The 22173-nt window shown below is 35.5% G+C and carries 19 protein-coding genes, 1 tRNA gene and 1 pseudogene; 11 read left to right on the top strand and 10 right to left on the bottom strand.

Features of this window, described 5'->3' with window-relative positions; translation table 11 throughout:
- From P618_RS04755 to P618_RS04730, 7 genes and pseudogenes are all read right to left on the bottom strand, one after another.
- On the bottom strand, positions 1 to 281 hold a 281-nt coding region (locus P618_RS04755), incomplete at its 3' end, for a hypothetical protein (RefSeq protein ID WP_162147089.1).
- A gap of 156 nt (positions 282 to 437) precedes the next feature.
- Positions 438 to 632 (bottom strand): annotated as a pseudogene (locus P618_RS08690) (transposase); the annotation flags it as partial.
- Positions 633 to 673: 41 nt separating this feature from the next.
- Entirely contained in the window at positions 674 to 973 is a 300-nt protein-coding gene (locus P618_RS04750; RefSeq protein ID WP_021827179.1) for a hypothetical protein, read from the bottom strand.
- A 14-nt stretch (positions 974 to 987) separates the two neighbouring features.
- Positions 988 to 1530 carry a hypothetical protein gene (locus tag P618_RS04745; protein ID WP_162147088.1) on the bottom strand — a complete coding sequence of 181 codons (543 nt, stop codon included), beginning with the start codon at positions 1528 to 1530 and terminating at the stop codon, positions 988 to 990.
- 6 nt (positions 1531 to 1536) lie between these two features.
- Positions 1537 to 2859: a hypothetical protein gene (locus tag P618_RS04740; RefSeq protein WP_021827177.1), complete on the bottom strand. Its 1323-nt coding sequence runs from the start codon at positions 2857 to 2859 to the stop codon at positions 1537 to 1539.
- Entirely contained in the window at positions 2852 to 4042 is a 1191-nt protein-coding gene (locus tag P618_RS04735) for a type II secretion system F family protein (RefSeq protein WP_021827176.1), read from the bottom strand. Before P618_RS04735 ends, P618_RS04740 begins: the two co-directional genes overlap by 8 nt.
- A 7-nt stretch (positions 4043 to 4049) precedes the next feature.
- The gene (locus P618_RS04730) at positions 4050 to 5684 is read right to left on the bottom strand and encodes a GspE/PulE family protein (protein ID WP_021827175.1); all 1635 of its coding nucleotides are present in this window, start codon (positions 5682 to 5684) and stop codon (positions 4050 to 4052) included.
- A 276-nt stretch (positions 5685 to 5960) separates the two neighbouring features.
- Between P618_RS04730 and P618_RS04725 the strand changes: the two genes are divergently transcribed.
- From P618_RS04725 to P618_RS04670, 11 genes are all read left to right on the top strand, one after another.
- A complete protein-coding gene (locus P618_RS04725) occupies positions 5961 to 6620 on the top strand; it encodes an ABC transporter substrate-binding protein (RefSeq protein ID WP_021827174.1) in 660 nt (219 codons plus the stop codon).
- Positions 6617 to 7321, top strand: a complete 705-nt coding sequence (locus tag P618_RS04720; RefSeq protein ID WP_021827173.1) for a gamma-glutamyl-gamma-aminobutyrate hydrolase family protein — start codon at positions 6617 to 6619, stop codon at positions 7319 to 7321. The genes P618_RS04725 and P618_RS04720 overlap by 4 nt, the downstream gene beginning before the upstream one ends.
- 579 nt (positions 7322 to 7900) lie before the next feature.
- Positions 7901 to 9199, top strand: coding sequence for an MFS transporter (locus P618_RS04715; RefSeq protein WP_021827172.1), 1299 nt, complete (start codon positions 7901 to 7903; stop codon positions 9197 to 9199).
- A 48-nt stretch (positions 9200 to 9247) separates the two neighbouring features.
- The gene (locus P618_RS04710; RefSeq protein WP_021827171.1) at positions 9248 to 10414 is read left to right on the top strand and encodes an aspartate kinase; all 1167 of its coding nucleotides are present in this window, start codon (positions 9248 to 9250) and stop codon (positions 10412 to 10414) included.
- A complete protein-coding gene (locus P618_RS04705) occupies positions 10411 to 11475 on the top strand; it encodes an NAD(P)H-dependent flavin oxidoreductase (protein ID WP_021827170.1) in 1065 nt (354 codons plus the stop codon). The genes P618_RS04710 and P618_RS04705 overlap by 4 nt, the downstream gene beginning before the upstream one ends.
- 583 nt (positions 11476 to 12058) lie before the next feature.
- Positions 12059 to 12143, top strand: a tRNA-Leu gene (locus P618_RS04695).
- Entirely contained in the window at positions 12107 to 13882 is a 1776-nt protein-coding gene (locus P618_RS06955; RefSeq protein ID WP_075260917.1) for a trigger factor, read from the top strand. Before P618_RS04695 ends, P618_RS06955 begins: the two co-directional genes overlap by 37 nt.
- Positions 13883 to 13936: 54 nt before the next feature.
- Positions 13937 to 14548 (top strand): ATP-dependent Clp protease proteolytic subunit, encoded by a 612-nt coding sequence (locus tag P618_RS04685; protein ID WP_021827167.1) that lies wholly within the window; start codon positions 13937 to 13939, stop codon positions 14546 to 14548.
- 86 nt (positions 14549 to 14634) lie between these two features.
- A complete protein-coding gene (gene clpX / locus P618_RS04680; protein WP_021827166.1) occupies positions 14635 to 15906 on the top strand; it encodes an ATP-dependent Clp protease ATP-binding subunit ClpX in 1272 nt (423 codons plus the stop codon).
- Positions 15907 to 16418: 512 nt separating this feature from the next.
- Positions 16419 to 17444 (top strand): hypothetical protein, encoded by a 1026-nt coding sequence (locus tag P618_RS04675; protein WP_021827165.1) that lies wholly within the window; start codon positions 16419 to 16421, stop codon positions 17442 to 17444.
- A gap of 1038 nt (positions 17445 to 18482) precedes the next feature.
- Positions 18483 to 18746, top strand: coding sequence for a hypothetical protein (locus tag P618_RS04670; RefSeq protein WP_021827163.1), 264 nt, complete (start codon positions 18483 to 18485; stop codon positions 18744 to 18746).
- Positions 18747 to 19540: 794 nt separating this feature from the next.
- Here the strand turns inward: P618_RS04670 and plsY are convergent.
- From plsY to P618_RS08020, 3 genes are all read right to left on the bottom strand, one after another.
- Positions 19541 to 20134, bottom strand: a complete 594-nt coding sequence (plsY, locus tag P618_RS04665; RefSeq protein WP_021827162.1) for a glycerol-3-phosphate 1-O-acyltransferase PlsY — start codon at positions 20132 to 20134, stop codon at positions 19541 to 19543.
- A gap of 14 nt (positions 20135 to 20148) precedes the next feature.
- Positions 20149 to 20493, bottom strand: coding sequence for a HesB/IscA family protein (locus tag P618_RS04660; protein WP_021827161.1), 345 nt, complete (start codon positions 20491 to 20493; stop codon positions 20149 to 20151).
- A 1422-nt stretch (positions 20494 to 21915) separates the two neighbouring features.
- Entirely contained in the window at positions 21916 to 22092 is a 177-nt protein-coding gene (locus P618_RS08020; RefSeq protein ID WP_156919014.1) for a hypothetical protein, read from the bottom strand.
- Positions 22093 to 22173 lie beyond the last annotated feature (81 nt).

The following is a 22173-nucleotide window of genomic DNA, read 5'->3' as shown; positions in this document are numbered from 1 at the left end:
CTCCTGACCTTGTGCAAGCTGAAAAACGACCTGATTTCCATGGGCATAATACGGTAAGTTTTCGCTGCCCCCTCTTTCATTGTCCCCTTCCCAATCATGGCTCCTGACTTTATGTAAATTGAAAAACGACCTGATTTCCATGGGCATAACACGGTAAGTTTTCGCTGCCCCTCTTTCATTGTCCCCTTCCCAATCATGGCTCCTGATCTTGTGTAAGCTGAAAAACGACCTGATTTCCATGGGCATAATACGGTGCATGAATTTTGGTTCTTAAACACCACAAAGGAGCGTTCAATGGCTTGATTATACTTTTTTTAGAGTCTGCGCTGTGTTGATAGGCCCACACAATCGTTGCATCGATTATCTCGAACTCATGATCAGCGTTCTGCGACAGAATTTCAAAGACCTTTTTTCATACGCCCTTTTGGCTTTAACGGGTAAAGCGGGTGTGGGACTTTAAAATCTCCAAACCTCTGAAAAGATCACGCCAAAGAATTCCTCCGCGGTAACGGTATAAAACAGCCTCAACAAACAGGCGATTTTTCCTTGACTGTAACGCCCACATTCCCTATTTTTTCAGCTAAACTATTCTTTATCCGATCCCACTGATCATTTCTCAACGTATAACATATTTCCTTTGAATTCTTATTAAATTCTCAAAAATATTTATTTTTTATTCTTCACAAACGCTCACAGGCTGATTGATTTGTAAAGTTATACGTTGTTTTTGATTATTTTCCAGCACAACATGAGAAGGCCTCACTGTTATGACATACCATCCATGTAACGATCTTTGGGAAAAATGATCCAATCGATGATCATTAATCCAAACGATCCATTCTTGAGTATCTGAACGTAAAAAAATCCCCTGGAGCACGAAGATAATTTTTGAAGCTTTTACTGGCTCAGAAACGGACGGATGCTTTTTTTCAAAAGTATACGGGTGATTAAAAAATAATGATAAGCCTAACATCCACATCACCCTGCTTAACCTTCTGGATTAAAATAATAATAACGTGCTGTATAAGTTCCGTTGATATACGTGTTTACGTTTTCTTCATATTTTCTCAAAGAAGATAAAGAATCTTGTTCTTGATCGAAAAACTCATCTTTTTCTCTGGATAAAGAAAGATAAAGAGATTCAATTCTCCCTTTATGTTGTGTGTATAAAGTTTTAAAAAAATTCCAAAAAATATCATCATGCTGTATTCTGAATTTTATCGTAATCTCAATAAAAGGTTTAAAATCAGAAGGCGTTTTATAGATGACCTGAATGTTAGAAAAATGCCGAGCATGCTGTTGTATTTCTTTGGAAAATTCTAATAATTTTTGAGAGTACAAAGGGTTTTGAACAGTCCATGTAGATGCGCGCACAAGCGTGCGCTGTGCTTTGGTTAACTGAAATTCTAAAATTTTTATTTCTGAAAAAGTAGTGTATCCCCAGACTAAAATTCCTGCTTGTAAACATACCCCTGTACTCCAAAGCAAAAATCCAAGTCGAAATTTTATACATTGTATCATTTCTCCCATCATATATTAAAGATCCATAAAAAATGGAGATTCTCCTTCATAATAGTCTAACTCTTCCATTTCATTTAAAGATGATGAAACGTGTTCTTTCCACTGAAATGCGGATTGAGAAGGTTGATGTTGTCTCCAAGCAGTCATGAGTAAATTTTTTTGTAATATTTTATCAGAGTTTAAAAAATTAAACCCATAGCTGCTTTTAGTTTGTGTCCATTCAATTTTTTCAAGAAAAGTTTTGTCTGGAATCATAGATTCCAATCTTTGAACGTAAGCCATTGTGCTAGCACACTGTTTGTGGCAGGCATGTAGCTTTGGTTCTGCGTTTAAAAATTGCTCCATTGTCCATGGAAGAGCTTTCCATTGCTGAAGCACCTTAGCATATTCATTTTTTAACTCTATTTTATATTTCCAATTCCAGATAACCACTGATCCGCTCACAATTAAGGGAAGAATTTGTATCCAAGAAAAACGCCTCAGTGCAGGTTCTAAGATATTGAAAAAAAATGGTTTTCCTGGACTTTTTAATGCCTGATATGTGTGTGCCTGGGCTAATACAAAACGGTCTAAAACGCTTTCACAACGTGATACTGGAAAAATAGAATGTTGTTCCATCCATTTTTCCAAATTAATTCCGTAATAGGATTGCTCTTTTGAAACATTTCTATTAATCTCTGCAAAAGGTATTTCTTGATCTCCTAAACATACAAATTCTAGGGAATGTGTGTGAAAGGTTTCTTCGACATGATGAACAGTTTCTTGAATCCATTGTGTTAAAGAATTTTGAGACATTGGAAATAAAATTCTTAAAAAAACAAGAAAATTTTTGTAGTATACTGCAAAGATGCTGGAACTATTTAGTCGTTGTAGAATAAAACATTGAAATTTTTCATAGGAAGTATCAAAATAAGTCTTGATGTTTCGAACAAGCTCAAAGGGGTAACTATGGTAAAACAGTGCAACACATTGAGTTTTTAATTTTTGCTCAATCCATTGAGGAAGAATTGCGTGTGTAATTTTTAAAGCGCCTATGCACTGCTCTTTTCGGTTAACAGACCATAAATTGTAGTAACCATCTTTGGAAAATTGTTTCGTTTTTTCTCTAAACCATTGCATTCTCTCCCATCTAGTTAATCCATCGGGAGCTCGCTCCCACCGAAAATGTGTTGTAGAACTAAGATCCAAAAGATGTAAAGTGCGATTCCAAGCTCGCAATGTGCGTAAAAATAAAGGTAATTCTTCTAAAGAATGTTCTCCTTGAAAAAGAGCTTTCCCTAAGCACACATCGTATACTACAGCGCGGTGGGACTCTATAATGCAAATAATTTTATCCACGAGAAAGCTCCTCTAGCACATCATATAACGGAATAAAGACGCTTTTTACAAAGAATAGTAATAAGCATGCAACGATTCCAAGAAAGAAAAGCGGGAGTTTACGCATCCATCCTTGAACACGAAATGAAAGACGAAACGCTAATAACTCACTCACTTGCGAAAGCGCCTCTTGAAGGTGCCCGCTATCTTGCCCATAACGCAAAAGAAGGATACAATGTTTAGGAAAGCGAGACCATTTAACACAGCCATCAGAAAAATCGCCTCCTTCCTGAATGAAAATTTTGAGATTGAGTAGCGCTTCTTTAAAGTAAAGAGAGGTCATTGCTTCTTGTGTAATGGAAAGCGCAGAAAGTAGAGGTATTTTTGCTTTTACAAGTCTGGACAAAATTTCGAACCCGTGAGCATATTGAGTGTCTGCGTAAAAAGGGAGGGTACGAAATAAAAAATTTTTTAATTTTTGTTTTGAGTAAGGAAGATACAGAATATAAATTCCCAATAATACGATTCCTATGATTACTGACCCCAGAAAAAAAATTTCCCAAGGAATATTTGTAAAAAAAATTAATATTTTTGTCCATACGGAAAGCTTGCACTGCTTTTCTATTAAAATTGGAATCAAAAATTGAGCAATTTCATGATATAAAATGTATCCCGTTCCAATACAAGCGCCTACATTTATAAGAGGAAGCCTTAGTATTCCTGCGATTTGTTGATGAAGTGATCGACGCTTTTCCAAGTATAGCCGACCTTGTTGAATGCCTTGTTGTAAATTCCCCGCCTCTTCACCCTGACGAAAAAAAGCAATCACTACGGGAGAAATAAGTTCCGAATATGTGCTCCAAGCTTCAGAAAACAGTTTTCCTCGAGCAATTTGCATTACCACATCTTGTAAGATCATTTCTAAAATCCCCTTGATTTCCAAGCTCTTTAACGCCATAGACAAAGGCTGCCCGGTGCTTAAAGCCCATTCAAGCCCCGTCAAAAGATGAATGAAAGAATTTTGATGTAAACGCAAACGATCTATCCAAAAAAATCTTGGATACGCTCGTAAAATTGTTAAATTTTGTCCGTTCAGCGCAGAGCACAAAGCTGAATAGGAGTTATAGACTCCACAACCGCTATATCGTATTCCATATTGATTCACAGCTTTGTAATAATAAAATTTTTTATTTTTATTTTTCATACAACTCTTAAATTCCTAAAACTCGTTTAAGTTCATCCCAACTGGTCATTCCTGTTCGCACAAGATGTTTTCCCTGCATTATTAAATCTTCAAATCCTTTTGCATACAAGGCGCGTTTAATTTCTGTATAGGGACGTTGTTCTAAAATCATCGATTCAATCGTTTCATCCATGACCAAAATTTCAGCAATAGCTTTGCGCCCCATGTATCCCGTCCCTTTACACCATGAGCATCCGACAGGCTGAAAAAAAGAACCTTGAATGTCATGAGCATGCACTTCTTTAGGAAAATCTTTTTGCTCAACGCAGCATTTTCGACACAACAAGCGAATGAGTCGTTGAGAAATAACACCGTGAATTAACCCTGCAGCAATCGTTAACGGAATACCAAATTCTAGCATACGGTAAAACACTCCCAATACATGCGTTGCATGAATGGTAGTCAAAACATGATGTCCTGTCATGGCAGAACGTATTGCCATTGCAGCAGTTTCCGCGTTTCGAATCTCTCCAATCAAAATAACATCTGGATCTTGGCGTAAAATAGACCTTATACCTTTGGCAAACGTCATGGGGCCGTCTTCTTTTACTTCTGTTTGACGAATACCAGAAATTTTGTATTCTATAGGCTCTTCTAATGTCATAATGTTTAATATTTCTGCGTTCATTTCTTGAACCATGGCGTAAAGCGTACTCGTTTTTCCGCATCCTGTGGGGCCAGTGATGACGAGCAATCCTTCGGGCTTATGTAGAAATTGAGTAATCCCTTTTAAGGTGGGTGCATTGTACCCTAATTCTTTTAAAGAGCGTAACTCTTCATGGCGATTTAAAATTCGTAATACAACATTTTCTCCGTAATATGTGGGATGAGTTGCGCTACGAACATCAATGGTCCCAGTGCTTAGAGAAAATGAAAAACGACCATCTTGAGGGTTGCGAGTTTCTGCAATATCCATTCCAGACAAAACTTTGATTTGTACGCAAGTTGCGCTCCAAAAACTTAAGTGAAAGCAACAAATTGTTTTTAACAACCCATCATAACGATATCGAACACGAACAGAAAATTTTTCTGGTTCAAAATGAATATCTGAGACGTTTTCGTGTACGGCATTGTGTAAAGTATGATACAAAAATTGACTAATCACTTGGTCGTCCAAATGATGTTGGTCGGAAAACAGATCGTGAAGATCAACTTTTTTTTGAAATTGTTTTAGGGCGTTTTGAATTTCAGAAAAAATTCCCAAAGCCCACTGAAAAGGAACTTTCACACAACACCTCACTAAATCTTGCAAAGATAAGTCTTGCGCTTTAGGTATCAACATGTACAGCGTCTCTTTAACGCGAATAGGAACAATTGAAGCTTGATGCAATAATTCTAGAGGAACAGTTTCCCAAGCAAATCGAACGCACGGATTTTTAAGACTAAAATAAGGTAAATGGTGAATGCAAGCAACCCACTCTAACAATTTTACCTCACTTAAAATTCCCCAATCTAAGATTAACTTTTTAATATCTACTCCAGAATGTTGATGTTCTAACAGAACAATTTTTTCTTGATCTGAAGTCAAAATATTGTCTTGTCGTAATCTTTTGAGTAATGTGGTTTCTTCCCGTGAAAGCTCTCTAAAAGATAAAAATCTCATAAATTTTTGTAGTGTTTGTTCAATTATGATTATGAAGATAACGTTCTATTCAATATTTTGTCAATAGAACAAATAATAAAAAAAAGTTAAAATTTTACGCTTTATTTAAAAATCAAATAATAAAGTTTATTTTTGTTTTTTGTATTAAAGTTTTTTATTACAACGTTTATAAATGGATTTACTAGTAGATATTTGCAAATGTTAATTTTTTTCAATATTGTTTTTATGATCAATTTCATGTAGAATGTTTCCAAACTTTAGAAAGGAACTAGTTTTATGTATCGATTTAGCGTTTTTTTCATTTTTTGCTCATCTTTCGTTCATATCCCTTGGGTAAATGCTCATAAAGAACAGCAGAGCGCTTTGGATACAGAAAATGTAAAGGCAACGGCGATCAGTTGTGTTCAGAAATTTGGAACACAATTGGTTCAATTTCTTTCAGATCACGCTTCTTTTTCTGATATTCATGATTTAATTCAAAAAACGTTTGATATGAAAAAAATGGCTCAGCGGTGCTGTCCTGTAAAATATAAAACACTAAGCCAAGATCAGAAATCATTATATGAGGAGCGATTTATTGAATCTGTTTGCAGGGCGTACTACAACATTCTCAAAAAATATTATACACCTAAAGGAAATTTAGAAGATCATTTTAAAGTTGATGCACATAAAAGTAGATGTTATCCCGGAAGAGAAGGTATGAGTTGTACAGTTGTTACCGATGTGTTTGCTTCAAATGGCGCCCGGATCTCTGTGAAATGGCTAGTTAGAAATTCTTCTGAAGATGAGGGTAAAATAGCAAATTTTTCCGTTGAAGGAACAGATATGGTGGCTGCAACGAAGCGTGATATGAAATCCTTATTTAAACAAAAGTGTGGAAGTAATTTTAAGGAATTTTTGGAAAAAATTGTTGAATCAGACCACACTGCTTCATGATTAGTGTTCCTTTAATTTTAGTCATCCCAGATCTTGAAAAAAATGGCAATCAAGAAAAATATTTTATTGGAAAAAACTATTTATCGGCTATTTCAAAGCATGGAGGAGCGCCCATTGTTGTTCCCTACACAATGGAAAATGTAGAATTTTATATGCAATTGGCGCATGGAATCATGATCACAGGGGGTAGCTTTACAATTGATCCAGAATTATTTAATCAATCGATGAATTGTGATCTTCCTATTAAGCATGAACGCACTCAAGTAGAGTGGGCGTATTGTCAGGAAGCGCTTGAGCGTAAAATGCCTATTTTGGGCATTTGTGGGGGAATGCAGCTGATGAATATTGTTTTTGGGGGAACATTAATACAGGATTTGTCCAAAATACCGGGCGTGTTTAATCATAACGTTTCCGATGATAACGCGCATTCTGTGCAAATTGTTTCAAACACGTATTTAGCTCAACATTTAAAGTGCACAACTTTAGAAGTCAATTCTTCCCATCGCCAAGGTGTAGATCGTTTAGGAAATAACATACGTATCAGCGCGTTGTCATCTGACGGAATTATTGAAGGAATTGAGCACACGTATCATCCGTTTTGTTTAGGTGTTCAGTGGCATCCAGAATATGATCAACAAGATCAAGAAATATTTTCTGCGTTTATTCAAGCGTGCAGAATTTTTCAATTGCAAGAAAAATAGCTGTAACCTGTTGTTTTGGTAAAAGTTTTTTGTATTTTTTTTTTAATGATCTTTTTACGCAAGTGAATTTAATCTTGATCTAACATGTTTTTCTAGGCTTCCTTTGATTCATTTTTAAGGTTTATGATGATGTTAAGCTTGAAGCTGTATTGTTTGTCTCGGTTAAATCAGACATGAGTTTGAATATTTTTACGCATTTGAACGTGTTCTTTACCATAGTCTGAACCCATGTTGTGCGATTTTTATTTTTGATTCTTGAGCACCATGTCCGCTCTATTTTGTGACCGTTATATAGTGCATTAGATTATTAGATAGATATTCGAAAAAACGCTGAAATGTTTTTGAATATTTGTTAATCTGGATGCATCTTAAAGAAAAAAAAGCCACTTTGAAGGAGCAAGCCTTCATATCTTTTCCGTGATTTAGTAATACGCAGCAGATCTAATGTGGATAAAAATATTTAAAAATACGCAGCATGGTCTAATGAGGGGTAAAACGTTTAAAATACGCAAAGAGTCTATTGATTTTTTTTTATATTGGTTTAAAATTATACTGGATTTTTTGTAAAGGTAGAGTTCATTGCTAGCGGTTTTTTTTGCTAATGTTCGACACACAGATAAGCATTTTTGGAAAGTTCTTATTTCTTCTATGATAGGAAATGCTTTAGAGTGGTACGATTTTATGTTATATGGGTATTGTGCTGCTGTGATTGGTGCGTTATTTTTCCCTGCAAATGATGCGTTTTCTTCAATGTTAGCTACGTATGGTGTGTTTTTTGTTGGGTTTGTTATGCGTCCATTGGGGGGGGTTTTGTTCGGATATTTAGGGGACCGAATAGGAAGAAAGCGCGCGTTAGTATGGTCTATTTATTGTATGGCTATTCCTACGGCTCTTATAGGTGCTCTACCTACTTATGCTCAGATTGGGTGGTTGGCTCCTGTGCTTTTAACAACTTTAAGACTTTTTCAAGGTATTTCTATGGGGGGAGAGTTTACTGGATCTATTGTTTTTGTTGTAGAGCACGCAGATTCTAGGAATAGAGGGTTTTGGGGAAGTTGGACCACATGCAGCGCTGCTATTGGAGTATTGATAGGGTCTTTTATTTGTGTAACCGTTGGGGCTTTGCTGAATGATGCTGAATTTTTGTCTTGGGGATGGCGTATTCCATTTCTTTTAAGTATTACAGGAAGTATGGTGGGGGCATTTGTGCGCAATCGGTTACAAGAGCCTCGAGCTTTTACACAGTATGGTGCGAGTGATTCTTCTTGGAAGACCCTGTTTACGCGCCACAGGAAGGCTCTAATTCAATTGATAGGTTTGGACGTTGTAGTTGCTGTTGGATTTTTTACTATCTGTCTTTTTATTGTAAATTATCTTCAAAATTTTGTTGGTATCAGTTATTATCAGGCAACTTGTATTACCACAATTGCAACATTAGGTTTTGCTTTTAGCATTCCAGTTTCCGGGTATTATTCAGATCATTTTGGGAGAAAGCCTGTATTGCGTTTTGCTTCTCTACTTTTAATGTGTATTGCAATTCCCGCTTTCTTTGCACTTTCTACGGGAAATTTGTACGCAATTTTTGTTGCACAATTTTTGTTAAATATTGTGTTTGGTGTTTATTATGGTGTTATTCCTTCTGCGATCGTTGAGCTTTTTCCTCCTTACGTACGTTGTCTTGGCGTATCCTTAGGGCATAACCTAGCTATGATGTTTTTTGGTGGAACAGCTCCTACGTTAGCAGTTTTTTTTATCAAGCAAGCAGGAGATCGATCTTTTGCATTAATTACGCCAGGAATATATTTAGCGTTGGCTGCGTTGATTTCTTTTGGGGTAACTTTTTGGATAAAGGAAACTTATCGAAAATCTATTAGTTAGGCTTTTCTGTTACAATGGCTTCACTCAGTAAATACAAGGTAAAAAGATATGCGTGAAACAGAGAATAATACCGTAGTTGTAAAAAAATTTGGTGGAACTTCTTTGAGTAATATAGAGTGTTTAAAGCGAGCAGCTCAACTTGTGATGGATGCAAAGCTAAGAGGAGAAAGTCCGTTAGTGGTGGTCTCTGCGATGGAGGGCGTAACCAATCAGCTTGTTCAGTGGGCAGAAAGTTGTTGCCTTCAAAGCGTAGACGGAGTTGCAAAGGGTGAGCTAGACACGGTGGTTACTTCAGGCGAACAAGTTACTGCAGGACTGATGTCTTTGGCTCTTCAAAATTTAGGATGTATGGCATCGTCTTTTTTGGGATGGCAATTGCCCATTTTAACAGACGACATACAAGGGGATGCAGACATTACATCTATTAATGTTCCCCCTCTACAACAGTATATGTCGATAGGAGGGGTCCCAATAATCGCTGGATTTCAAGGAGTTACGAAATTAGGTCGAATTAGTAGTTTAGGAAGAGGGGGGTCTGATACTACCGCAGTCGCTCTTAGCGCTTTTTTAAAGGCTCGATTATGTCAAATTTTTACTGATGTTGATGGGGTGTATAATGCAGATCCCGCATGTGTACAAAGTGCTCAAAAATTCGATCGAATTTCTTACGATGATATGACGATTTTTAGTCAGCACGGAGCTAAAGTTTTGCACGATAAAGCTTTAAAATGGGCAAAGCGCTATAAGGTTCCTATTCAAGTTTTATCCACATTTTATCCAGAAAATCCGGGAACTTTCGTATGTGAATCTGTGACAGGGCAAGCAAAAGGCGTTGCGCATAAGGGAGTATTGTGTTGGACAGTTCCTGGTCTTTCTCGTATAAAATCTGATCATTTGTTGCATGTGCTACAAAATCAATTAATTTCTGTATGGGGATGGCAATGGAATGGGACTGTAACAACTTTTTTCACTGAAATGTCTGCGAAAAACATGGTAAAACAATATGTCTTTCCAACTTTTTCTATTTTGCCTCATACTATGTTTACCGTTATTGGGGTTCCTTTTGAAAATGTTCCAGAAGAAAATAGAAAAAATTTACAAAGCATGGGGGTAGAATATATTTTTCGTTCTATAAATAGCGTAAGTTATGTCGTTCAAGAGCAGGAAACTCTGCAAGTTTTAAATGCATTATATAAAATGGTACAAGAAGGATGAATAACGTTCAAAACAAAATGATTTTTATAGAGAATTCTAGAAAAGAGTATGCCTTATCGTGGATAGAAGAACGCTGGAAAAAAGGTAAGGATTTTTTAGGAACTTCTACTGGAATTTTATGTGGAGCCATGACCTGGGTATCTCATCATGAATTGGTGCAAGGGGTCTGCTGTGCTGGAGGGTTCGGAATTTTAGCGGGTGGATCAATGACTCCAGATCAGCTTTCTGAGCAGCTTCGATATCTTGATAACGCAAGATGTAGACCTTTTGGTGTTAATTTAATTGTTTTTCATCCAAAATTTCAAGAACTTGTCGACGTGTGTGGTCAGCACAAAGTTACGCACATTTTTTTAGGGGGAGGTCTTCCGTCTAGTTCTGTCTTTAAGTCATTAGCGTCCTATAATATTCTACCCGTGGCATTTGCTCCTTCTGTTGCTTTAGCGCAACGATTAATTCGTAGTGGCGCTCAAGCGTTAGTTATAGAAGGACATGAAGCGGGGGGACACGTTGGTCCGGTTTCTACTCAAGTTTTAGCTCAAGAAATTCTTCCTGTGCTTGGGAAGGAAGTTCCTATATTTGTTGCTGGTGGAATTGGGAACGGAAGAGGGATTATGTCGTATTTGTTCATGGGGGCGTCCGGATGTCAATTGGGGTCTAGATTTGTTTGTACGCACGAATCAAAAGCTCATGATGCTTTTAAAGAAGCTTTTATTCGTGCCCATGCTAGAGATGCGGTGCTTTCCTATGGAATTGATGCTCGTCTTCCTGTTATTCCTGTGCGTGCACTGTCTAATAAAGCAACAGAAAAATTTGTAGATTTTCAAAAAGATGTTTTAAAAGAAATAGAGGAAGGAATTGTTACGTTAGATGAAGGAAAAATGAAAGTGGAGCATTTTTGGTCGGGCGCGCTATATCGAGCTGTGGTAAAAGGAGATGTTGAGTATGGCTCTGTAATGGCAGGGCAAAGCGTTGGTATGGTCAAAGCTCGAGAGTCGTGTAAAGAAGTTATTCAAACGTTAACAAATGAAATGATAGAAGCGTTTAATGAAACGTGTATTTAGTTCATCAAATTATAGTAATTTAAAAAAAATTATATTTTCTAAGTTTTTATCATAGATTTCTTGTGCAAATGAACGCTAATTTTTTCTGAGTTTTTTGGATAGATGTATTTTTTTCGAGGCTCCTCTGTAGCCTCATGTTTGAATTCACGATATCGGAGATGCTGTCCGTGACTTCTACATTTATTACGATAGTAATCAGACATAACTTTGACTATTTTGATGTCTTTAAGCATTTGCTCCATCATAAAACGCGAAAAAGTACCGTGGTTTACGGCGTGTTTTTGACGATTTATAAGGAAAATTAGCATCTGGATATTTTTCGACACCTTTATCCTCTAAAGTTAAAAGATATTTTTTACCTTTAAACACCGTAATCGTGTGCACAGATCTCGGAAATCATTTTTAACACATGCACGAGGCGTTCTTAGCGCATTATTCGGATTTCTGTTTTAAGCGTGTAGAACTTCTTCTTTTCGGAATTTCAAAAAGATGTATACAAAGGCGTCATCGCAAATATCGTACTTTCTATGGATTAGCTATAGACATTCTTACAAAAAGTGCTAAAATAAAAAGGATTCATATTGCGGATATGGTGAAATTGGTAGACACGCCAGATTTAGGTTCTGGTGGCTTGCGCTTTGGGGGTTCGAGTCCCTTTATCCGCACCAATTTAATAAACTTAAGGGTACATTGGCATGCTAAAAAAAAAGTACAAGAAACACATTCCATTGTTTTAGATGGACAGTCTATCCAGACTGTGCTTAACGAAGAAGTTCAAAAGCTTGCCTTAAAGCAAAAAATTCCAGGATTTAGATTAGGTATGGCTCCTGAGAACATGATTTTTGGTATGTATGAGGAGAAAATTACTTCATCAGTTCTTGATAAGGTTTTAGCGAAAAAACTTAAGGATGTCCCTGCCTGTCAAGAAGCGTTGAAATATTTTGTACGCTTTGAGACTCCTGTTAGAATCAGGTATGGAGATATTTCAGACCTATCTGTTGAAGTAACGTTTGCATACGCATCAGAATTTTCGGAAATACAGTGGGAAGACGTGGTTTTGCCTGTGTTAGACGATGAGGTTAAAGAAGAAGACGTTAGAGCGTTTGCAGAAAGATATATTAAACAATTTAATCGTTTTGAGTCTCTTGACGTTTCTCGACCATCTGAATTAGGAGATACTTTGCGTCTTCGTATTGGAATTAAAAATCAAGAAGGAGAGCGCGTTTCTGTTATTAATGTTCCGTTATTAGAGGACAGTTTTCCTGAAGAAGTTGGGATTAAAGATTTTGTTGGTGTGGAATCTGGTCACAGTATGACACAACGTCTCAGGGTTCCAAAAAATTTCTCCAAAATGCAAGTTCCTTTTGCGGGAAAAAAGGTTGAATTTTCGTTGCTTGTGGAAGAAGTGATGCGTACAATTCCATGCACATTAGACGAAGCAAGTGTTCAGCATGCAGTGGGGTGCGATCTCAATACTTTGTTATCACGTGCTAAATTGTTATTAAAAAAAGTGATTCAGGCACTTTCTTACGAAATTCAACAAACTTTTTTAGAAAATAAAATTTTCAATCTTTCTGATATAGAGCTTTCGGATATATTATTAAAGCAAAAAGTATCAGAACTGAAAGAAGAATACCAAGAGAGTGAGGATTTTAAGCTTTTAGTTTCTTCAGAGGTTCGTGAAGATTGGTTTCAAGAAATAGCACGAAGCGTTTTGTTGATGAAAATGTTTATTCGTGACTATGCCTTAAAGCATACCGATACATGTGCACATACTTCAGGGGACATTTTGAATGTTCTTAATCAACTTTCCAAATCTAAATCAGGGGTAGGATCTTCTGAAGAATTGGTGCGCAGATATTTTTCTGATAAAGATTTTCATGATTTTGTCAATGATTTTATCTATGAGAAAAAAGTAATGCAGGATATTATTAGGCGTTGTGGACGTCAAAATCCTGAACATGTGTTGAGCTCTCCTTGGAAAGATTCTTCATTCAGTCAAAAAATTTTTTCAAAGCTTCGTAAGACGTTCTTTGAAGATATTTCGGTTTCTGATTATATTCAAAATCTTTCTTTGGAGGGCGTAAATTTACGTTTAGAGCAGGAAAATTCTTTCGAAGACGATCGATTTGTTCAAGAAGCATCCAAGGACTCTGAAGAAGAAAATCTTTCTGTTCAAGAAGCGTCCAAGGACTCTGAAGAAAAAAATCTTTCTGTTCAAGAAGCATCCAAGGACTCTGAAGAAGAAAATCTTTCTGTTCAAGAAGCATCTAAGGACTCTGAAGAAGAAAATCTTTCTGTTCAAGAAGCATCCAAGGACTCTGAAGAAGAAAATCTTTCTGTTCAAGAAGCGTTTAAAGAAAAAGACATTAATAAGAATATTTCGTTGAATCAAAACAGTGAATAGAAAAGATTTTGTGCGTTTTCGAAAAGAAATAGAGATACAAGTAAGGAGGGATCTATGGAGTTTAACATGAGTTATTTAGTTCCGATGGTGGTGGAGCAAAGTGGGAGAGGTGAGCGAGCATATGATATTTATTCTCGTTTGTTGAAGGAGCGCATTGTGTTCCTTACGGGGCCTATTGAAGATCATGCTGCTTCTCTTATTTGTGCTCAATTATTATTTTTAGAGTCGGAATCTCCTGGAAAAGACATTTTTTTATATATTAATTCTCCAGGTGGAGTGATTACATCGGCTTTTAGTATTCACGATACTATGCAGTATATTCGTTCTGACGTTGTAACCGTGTGCTTAGGGCAGGCGTGTTCTGCTGGATCTTTTTTGCTAGCGTCCGGGGCAAAAGGAAAGCGATATATTCTTCCCAATGCTCGCGTGATGATTCATCAACCATCTGGGGGGGCCCAAGGTCAGGCTACTGATATCGAAATTCATGTAAAAGAAATTTTGTACCTAAAAAGGCATTTGAATCAATTATATTCAGAATATACGGGAAAAACTTTGGAAGAAATTACTATAGCGATGGAAAGAGATAATTTTATGTCAGCAAAGGGAGCGGTAGAGTTTGGTCTTGTAGATCACATTATGGAACCTGGAATGCGTCCTGGAAGTTAGCGTGTTGAAGCCTAATTTTCTCGGGGATGTTTTCTTTAGGCCTTTGTGGCATAATAAAATAAGTAGATAACGAAAGGGAGCACTAGATGGATAAAAAAAATGGGGCAGAAACAGAAACCATTTTACGTTGTTCTTTTTGTGGAAAGAGCCAATATGAAGTGCAGAAATTAATAGCTGGTCCTACAGTTTTTATCTGTAATGAATGTATTGAGCTGTGCAACGATATTTTAAAAGAAGAAAATAGACGGAATCGTTTCTCAAATTCAGGAGATAACAAAAACAGAATTCCTGTGCCTTGGGAGATTAAATCAACTTTAGATGAATATGTTATTGGGCAAACGAGAGCAAAACGCGTTCTTTCAGTTGCTATGTACAATCATTATAAGCGTATTGAGCATGAAAATCTTTCAGGAAATGATGTCAAAATTTCAAAATCAAACATTTTGATGGTGGGCTCTACAGGATGTGGAAAAACATTGCTTGCGGAAACATTAGCGAAAATTTTAGATGTTCCTTTTGTTGTAGCAGATGCAACAGCATTAACGGAAGCGGGTTATGTGGGAGAAGATGTCGAAAATATTGTACAAAAATTACTTCAAAATGCAGATTATGATATTGAGAAAGCCCAAAAAGGTATCATCTATATAGATGAAATTGATAAAATAGCCAGAAAAGGAGATAATCCGTCTATTAGTCGCGACGTATCTGGAGAAGGAGTTCAGCAGGCGTTACTTAAGCTAATTGAAGGGACAAGAGCTTTAGTTCCTCCTTTAGGAGGGCGTAAACATCCGCAACAAGAGTTTGTTCAAGTAGATACTTCAGAGATTTTGTTCATTTGTGGAGGAGCGTTTTCCGGATTAGATAAGATCATTCTAAATCGTTTAAAGGGACAGTCTATCGGATTTTTATCTCATTCTACGCAAGAGCAGGTTAATTCTCAGGATTTGCTAAGTCAAATACAGACAAAAGATTTGGTGGATTATGGTATGATTCCTGAATTTGTTGGTCGATTACCTGTTATTGTTTCTTTAGAAGATTTGGATGAGGAAGCATTGATTAAAGTTTTGACTGAGCCTAAAAATGCTTTGGTGAAACAATATAAAAAATTGTTTGCCATGGAAGGGGTAGATCTAAACATTACTCATAACGCTCTTAAATCCATTGCAAAAGAGAGTTTGCGTTTAAAAAGTGGAGCCAGGGGATTGCGTGCTATTTTAGAAAAAACTTTACAAGATACGATGTATGACCTACCATCTTTGCAAGGATTAAAGGAAGTTATGGTTGATGAAAAAGTAGTTCTAAGTGGAAGTGCTCCTTTGATGACGTACAAAATTGAAAAAAATCAAAAAATTTATTGATCAACTCATGTTGTATTATTTTTTCTACACGTAATATTGATCGAGTGTTTTTTTACTTTTTCAAAATTTTGTATAAATAAAGACATAGGTGAAGTCTTTTTTCTGGGTATCGTGCATTTCTCTTTCATAACTGGGGAGATTTGCAGTTTTTTTTGAATGCTATAAAGAAATACCGCAGTAATCAGGGAAAAGAAAAATATCGAACTAAAGTCACAATTTTCGATTACTATCAAGTGTTAAGGTTTTAAAAAGCAAGAGTGATTATCACAATGTAGAGGTAAAATTTTAAATTTTTAAAAATACAGTAACAAATTTGATATCAAAGGTATTGGGTAGAAAGATTTTTAGAAAGCTTTGTATGCATGAATGGAAATGCCATCGCTTGATCTTTTAAAATTCATCTTTTTATCATAGTATGTTCTTTATAAAGATTTTTTTAGTGTATTGTGTTTTTGTGTAAATAAGCTATAATGTACAGTCTATAATATTTTTAAAATTATAAAAAAATTTAAATGAATTATAAAAAAAATGATTATATTTTCGAAAAATCTCAGTTTTTGGGATTTTTGTTAGGGTATGAAGATATCGTACAACAATTTCAAAAAGCTTTCAAAGAAGGGCGTCTTCCACATAGTTGGTTGTTTCTTGGAGAAGATGGTTTAGGAAAAAGGACTCTTTGTTACGCGCTTTCTTGTATTGCTTTTGGATATGAAGGTTCATTGAAGCTAGAAAATTCTAATCATTTAAGAGATACTGTATTGTATCATCAAGTTATTAATCATTCTTATCCAGAGTTTTATGTAATTTCTTTACCTGTCACGTTGGAGCAAATTCGATCCATCAAGAAGCGTCTTGTTCAGACAGCATTTTCTGTTTCTTGGAAAATTGTGATTTTACCTCGTTTAGATAGTTTACGTCACGAGTGTGTTAATGCATTGCTAAAGATTGTTGAGGATCCTCCAAAAAAATCATTATTTTTGTTTACAGCAATCCATACTGATTTTCCTTCTACGTTACTTTCTCGATGCTGTGTGTATCCTTTGCGCGCGTGTAGTAAAAAATCTTTTTTGTCTCGGTTAGACATTTTATTAGAGCATTTAAAAATAGAGAATTTAAAAGTTTTTACAGAAAATACAGAAGGATCTTTAAAAATATTTGAAGAATGGCTATATATGTTTACTCGCGGAAATCTTGGAAAAGCAATACGACTTTTGAGCAGCGGAAAAGTAGATTTGATCCAGCGTACATGGAGCTTCTTGGACGATTCTTTTAATGAAGGGCCTTGTTTATTACCCTTAGATCTTTCTGGGCATTTGTATCAAAATATTGATGTATTTCAGGAAATTGTTTTCCTTTGGATGGCTGATAAGTTATTTTCCTATGCACAGCATCAAAAGCGTTTTTTACTTTTGGATAGGCTGTTATGCTCTATTCAAATATGGTTTCAGCAAGCGAAAACTTTTCACATGGATTCTGCGTTTTTTGTACAAAAAATTATTTCTAATGTGGGATTGATTTCTCAAAAATGGGTATCTTAAAAAAATTTAGGGAAAGGTGACTTTATTTTTAACAATAGCTCCATTGTATAAGTAATCATTTATTTTCTAAAAAAATTTTTCTTTTGAGAATCTTTACGTATATATCTAATCCGTTTCAAAATGGCATCATTGTTGTCATGATAAGACTTCCGTAAAAAATGATATAGCTGGAGCAGTATAAAAAGATTACAAAAATGAGTTGTAGAGATCGCATCAATGCCTTACTATGTTTAGCTAAGCTCACGTATACTAAATTAGATTAAGATCTGAAGAATAAGGTGGTAATTAAAGTATGAAAATCTTCTGTAATTGAGCTTTGCATGTCTTTTCCCTTGTAAAACTATAGTGTTGCCCATAATGAACACGCTGCTTACTGAAAGATTTGGAAATACGTCTTGCTGTATCTAGAACGTAAAAAACATGAGTATTCACATCCTCTATTGATTAACACGTAGTTAGTCAGGACTTTCCAGATATTATGCCCCAATCGTGAGTGCTGTAGAAATTTTGTAGAATAACCATGAGTTCCTTAAGCCCCGTGCTTACTTAAGTTAGCTTTTTTCAATATTTTTTGAGAATTTAAAGAAAATGTGTGTTAAATAAGACGTTATGCATTGAGGGATGATCAGTGAAATCGGATAAAAGAGGAGAGTTTTATCTGGAAAACGAGATGATCTGACAGCCAAGAACAATCTTCTGTTTGTTGAGACTGTTTTATACGGGTTACCATAAATGAATGCCTTGACGTGCTCTTCCAAAGAAATTTGGAGATTTTAAAGCCCCACACCCGCTTTACCCGTTGGAAAAAAAGGATGTATAAAAAAAGGTTTTTGAAATTCTGTCGCAGAACACTGATCATGAGTACGCGATGATGGCAACGATAGCCCATCAACACAGCTCAAGCTCTAAAAAAAAGAGCATAATCAAGCATTGGACGCTCATCGTGGTTTTGATCGCCAAAATTTAAGCACTGTATGATGCCCATAAAAATCAGGGGTCTTTTCATTTTACACAAGATCAGGACCATAGGGGGGCGATGTGTTGATAGATCACCTTGTGAAGGCTGGTGCGTTGATGAATCACTTTGTGAAGACTGATGCGGTGCTTTTCGATAAAGTATACGATGCCGATGAGAGGGGGCGACGAAAACTTAAAGAAAAGGGACGCAAGGCCGTGATTCCACCTAAAAAAAACTGTTTTGAACCTTCAAATTGTGATCAATATCTTTATAAATCCCGTCACTTGATCGAGAATTTTTCTACTAAACTTAAGGCAGTACAGCTTCGTTGCCACAGGCTATGATAAAACGTTTTCAAATTTTCTAAGCGCTGTTCACTTGGCTTCAATTGTCGTTTGATTTAATTGAGGATAGGCTCTGGTATATCATGAGCAAAATCACTTTCATCTAAGTGTATAATTGGCCCCTACTCTCTTTTTAATATCGAGCTACTTTTTGATAAAATATAAACTTTTTTATTTACTCTCCTTTTTGCTTCATCTAAATATTGCAGCGTTTGAAAGTCCAAGCCTTGATGCCACAACAGAACATGATCGTTTCTCTTTTTCTTTCAATTTTAGCATTTTACTTCCGAACTCTAATAAATAGATTATAACATTTCTATTTACATCTTTCGTTATATACGAGTATATTGTGTCATACCTCCATTATAATTGTAATTTTTTTATACTGCTTTATCTGTAATATCTTTGATCTATTCGTATTTCATATGCATCTCCAGATTTTTTTTAATTTAATGTTTACTTTCCCAAGAATTCTAATAAACAAGTATTTTGCACTGTTTAAAGCGCCGTCAATAATCAAAATTTTTTCCCCTTCCTTTACATTTTTTTAGAGTAAAAATAAGTTAAAGATTCCGAAATCTTCTATCCAAATCCTTACTTCAAAACAGATCGTACACAAAAGCTGGACCTTATAAGCACAAAGCAACTGTACAAAACGCACCATCACACTTTTTTATTTTTTCAGAACCAAAACTTCTGTAACGCATGAAATTTTTTATCTCTTTATTTGTTGCGTCTCAATAAAAAAAAATTGGACGAATATGCAATTTTTTTCTCAAAAAATAGACCACATTTCAAATTTTGTGCTCTTTTCCCTGAATAAATCTAATAAAATTTTGTTTATGAGAAAAAAGAATGACCCCCCCCATACTTAGTGCTAAATAGCCAAAAAAAGGATACGGAGAAAAAATAACTCCACCTACTAAAACTACTGCTGCACAAACAGAACTCGCAAGAAAAGCATAACGCGTCCATCGAGTAATTAGGAGCCAAAAAATAATAGAAACTATGACTAAATAAGGAACAAAAGGAAACAGTGAACCAGCTCCCGTTGCAATCCCCTTCCCTCCTTTAAATCTCAGAAAACAGGACCAAATATGACCTAACACACAACTTAACGCAACAACCATTGCCAGATTAGGACGTTCTAAAACTTTTAAAATATAATATACAGGAACCATACTTTTTAACACGTCTGAAAGGGCAACCAAGATTGCCCCACTCCACCCCACTGTTCTATAAACATTTGTAGCTCCTGAATTTCTCGACGCTACTTTTCTGGGATCTATTCCTTTTAATCCCATAGAAATTAAAACACCAAAAGGAATACTTCCCAGAACATATCCCAAACCAATCCACAATAAAACAGAATACCCGCAACAAAACACGTGCTTATTTTTTCCTAAGATTTTATCTGAAAAGAACTTCCACAACTACAGTGAGCTTCAGAATTGGGATTTGAAATCACAAACTGACTCATCATAAGTGTTTCCTCATAATCAATAGTACTCCCTTGAATATACTTTAAAGAAAGCGTATCTGTGATCGCACACACTCCATCTTGATTCACATAGATATCTTCAGAATTTTGTGCTGAATGATCCAAAGATTCTAAAGAAAATAGGTATTGAAATCCCGCACACCCCCCACTTGTCACTCGAATGCGCAAAACCAAAACCTCTTTTTTGAACTTTGACAGCTCTTTTAAGCGCACAATGGCACGATCTGTAAAATATATTCCTTTCATGAAATATTTTCGCTAGAGGACGATAGTACATACTAAAAACTTACTTGAATTAAGGAAAAAAGTCTATAGAGCTCCAATATTTTTCAAAAAAATTTTAAAAAATGATTTAAAGTTTAAGATTGTTTGAAAAATCGTTAAATACACTGATAGTTGTTAAAGATACTCCGAAGTTTATGGCTAATACTACATAAAAAAATCATGCATTATGAGAATAAATCGTTTTGTGTTCTACGCACTTATCTAAGCCATAAAGTAATTTAAAAAACGTCACAAATCCTAAAAAAGATAAAAATTTTTTATCAAATCTTGAAAATATTCGTCTAAAAGCTTAATTTCTGTTGAGAAAATATTCAATTAAGTGACGCTTTTTATACATAGGCGTATCATAATAGCGTAAAATTTTACGATTTCGTTTAGATAGGATTACAGGAGTCGATTTTTGTTCGCTGATGTGCTCAATGAAAGCATTTCTGTAATAAGTTTTGTCAGCTATCCCTTTGTCCGCTTTAAACTTTTCGATTAGATTTTGATGCTTAAGGTATATCACCATCTGTTATAGCTAATACGGAATAAAAACAGCATAATTATTTTTGAGTTTAATTGGCAAAGATAAATGAAAAAATAAAATGAAATATTTTATACATTTTCGTAAAAAACATTAAAGCTACAAGAGGATAGAAAATTTTTTGCAAAGCTAGAAAAAAGATTTAAAATTTCCACCACAAGTATCAATAGATGGAAAAAAGAGTCAGAACCCAAGAAAAACAAAAACACCCCATGGAAAAAGCTTAACAAAGAAGAGCTGGTACATAAATTAAGAAGCATCCAAATTCTTGAAAGAACGCAGAAATGTTTAGGAGCTTACATCATCCCAAAGCGAAGCCAGAAAGAAAATTTACGTTTTGCACAAGAGTAACGCGATTTCAAAATGAGGGGAGAGTAATAATCGACGAAAGTAACTTTGCTCATGGATTGCCAAGAGCGCATAAAAGAGCGTTGCCACGATAAATTATTGATTGGGAAGCAAGAACCAATTCTATCAGTGCGGTAAATAAGAGGTACTTTTATAGCTATTGGATTGTTATCTGGATTTTTGTAAATACAAACAATATTTACATGTTGAGCAGATCAGCTCTTGTTACAAAATTTTCCTACAGATGCGTAATTGTCATAAACAATGCCTCATTTCATAAATTTAACGAGATAAAAAAGATGATCAAAGATACCGCGCATACTTTAACTTACCTCCATATTTTTCAGATCTAAAATTTTATCGAGAAAAAGTGAGATAAGGAAAAGAAAATTCGTAGCTAGATTCATTACTTCTATTGATAAGCCTTTTAATCACCACTCGCTATAACTCTTTTATACCGGATTTGCTATATAGAGTATTTGTTTAGTTCCAAATTCTTATGGTATAACCTATAAGGAACTAAAGGAGGTTAATTTATGGAAAATATACTGCATAACAATGCCAAGACGACGCTTTGAGTCCGAAAAAAATACAAAGCTCTGTACAGAGCGATGCAAAAATAGCAAAGCGTCTGGCCCTTCACTATTAAAACTGTTTTGAAGAGGAAGAAAGCCGGTTGTGTTCAAGATAAATGCTCTGGCCCTGCACAGCCAAAGCATTTTATCTTCAACAGAAGCAAGAGATTGTGTGTGAATTTAGGCGCGTTT

It is taken from the genome of Holospora obtusa F1 (assembly GCF_000469665.2).
Taxonomy (GTDB): Bacteria; Pseudomonadota; Alphaproteobacteria; order Holosporales; family Holosporaceae; genus Holospora; species Holospora obtusa.
Note: the sequence above shows the minus strand (reverse complement) of the source record. Positions and strands in the feature narration are given on the sequence as shown.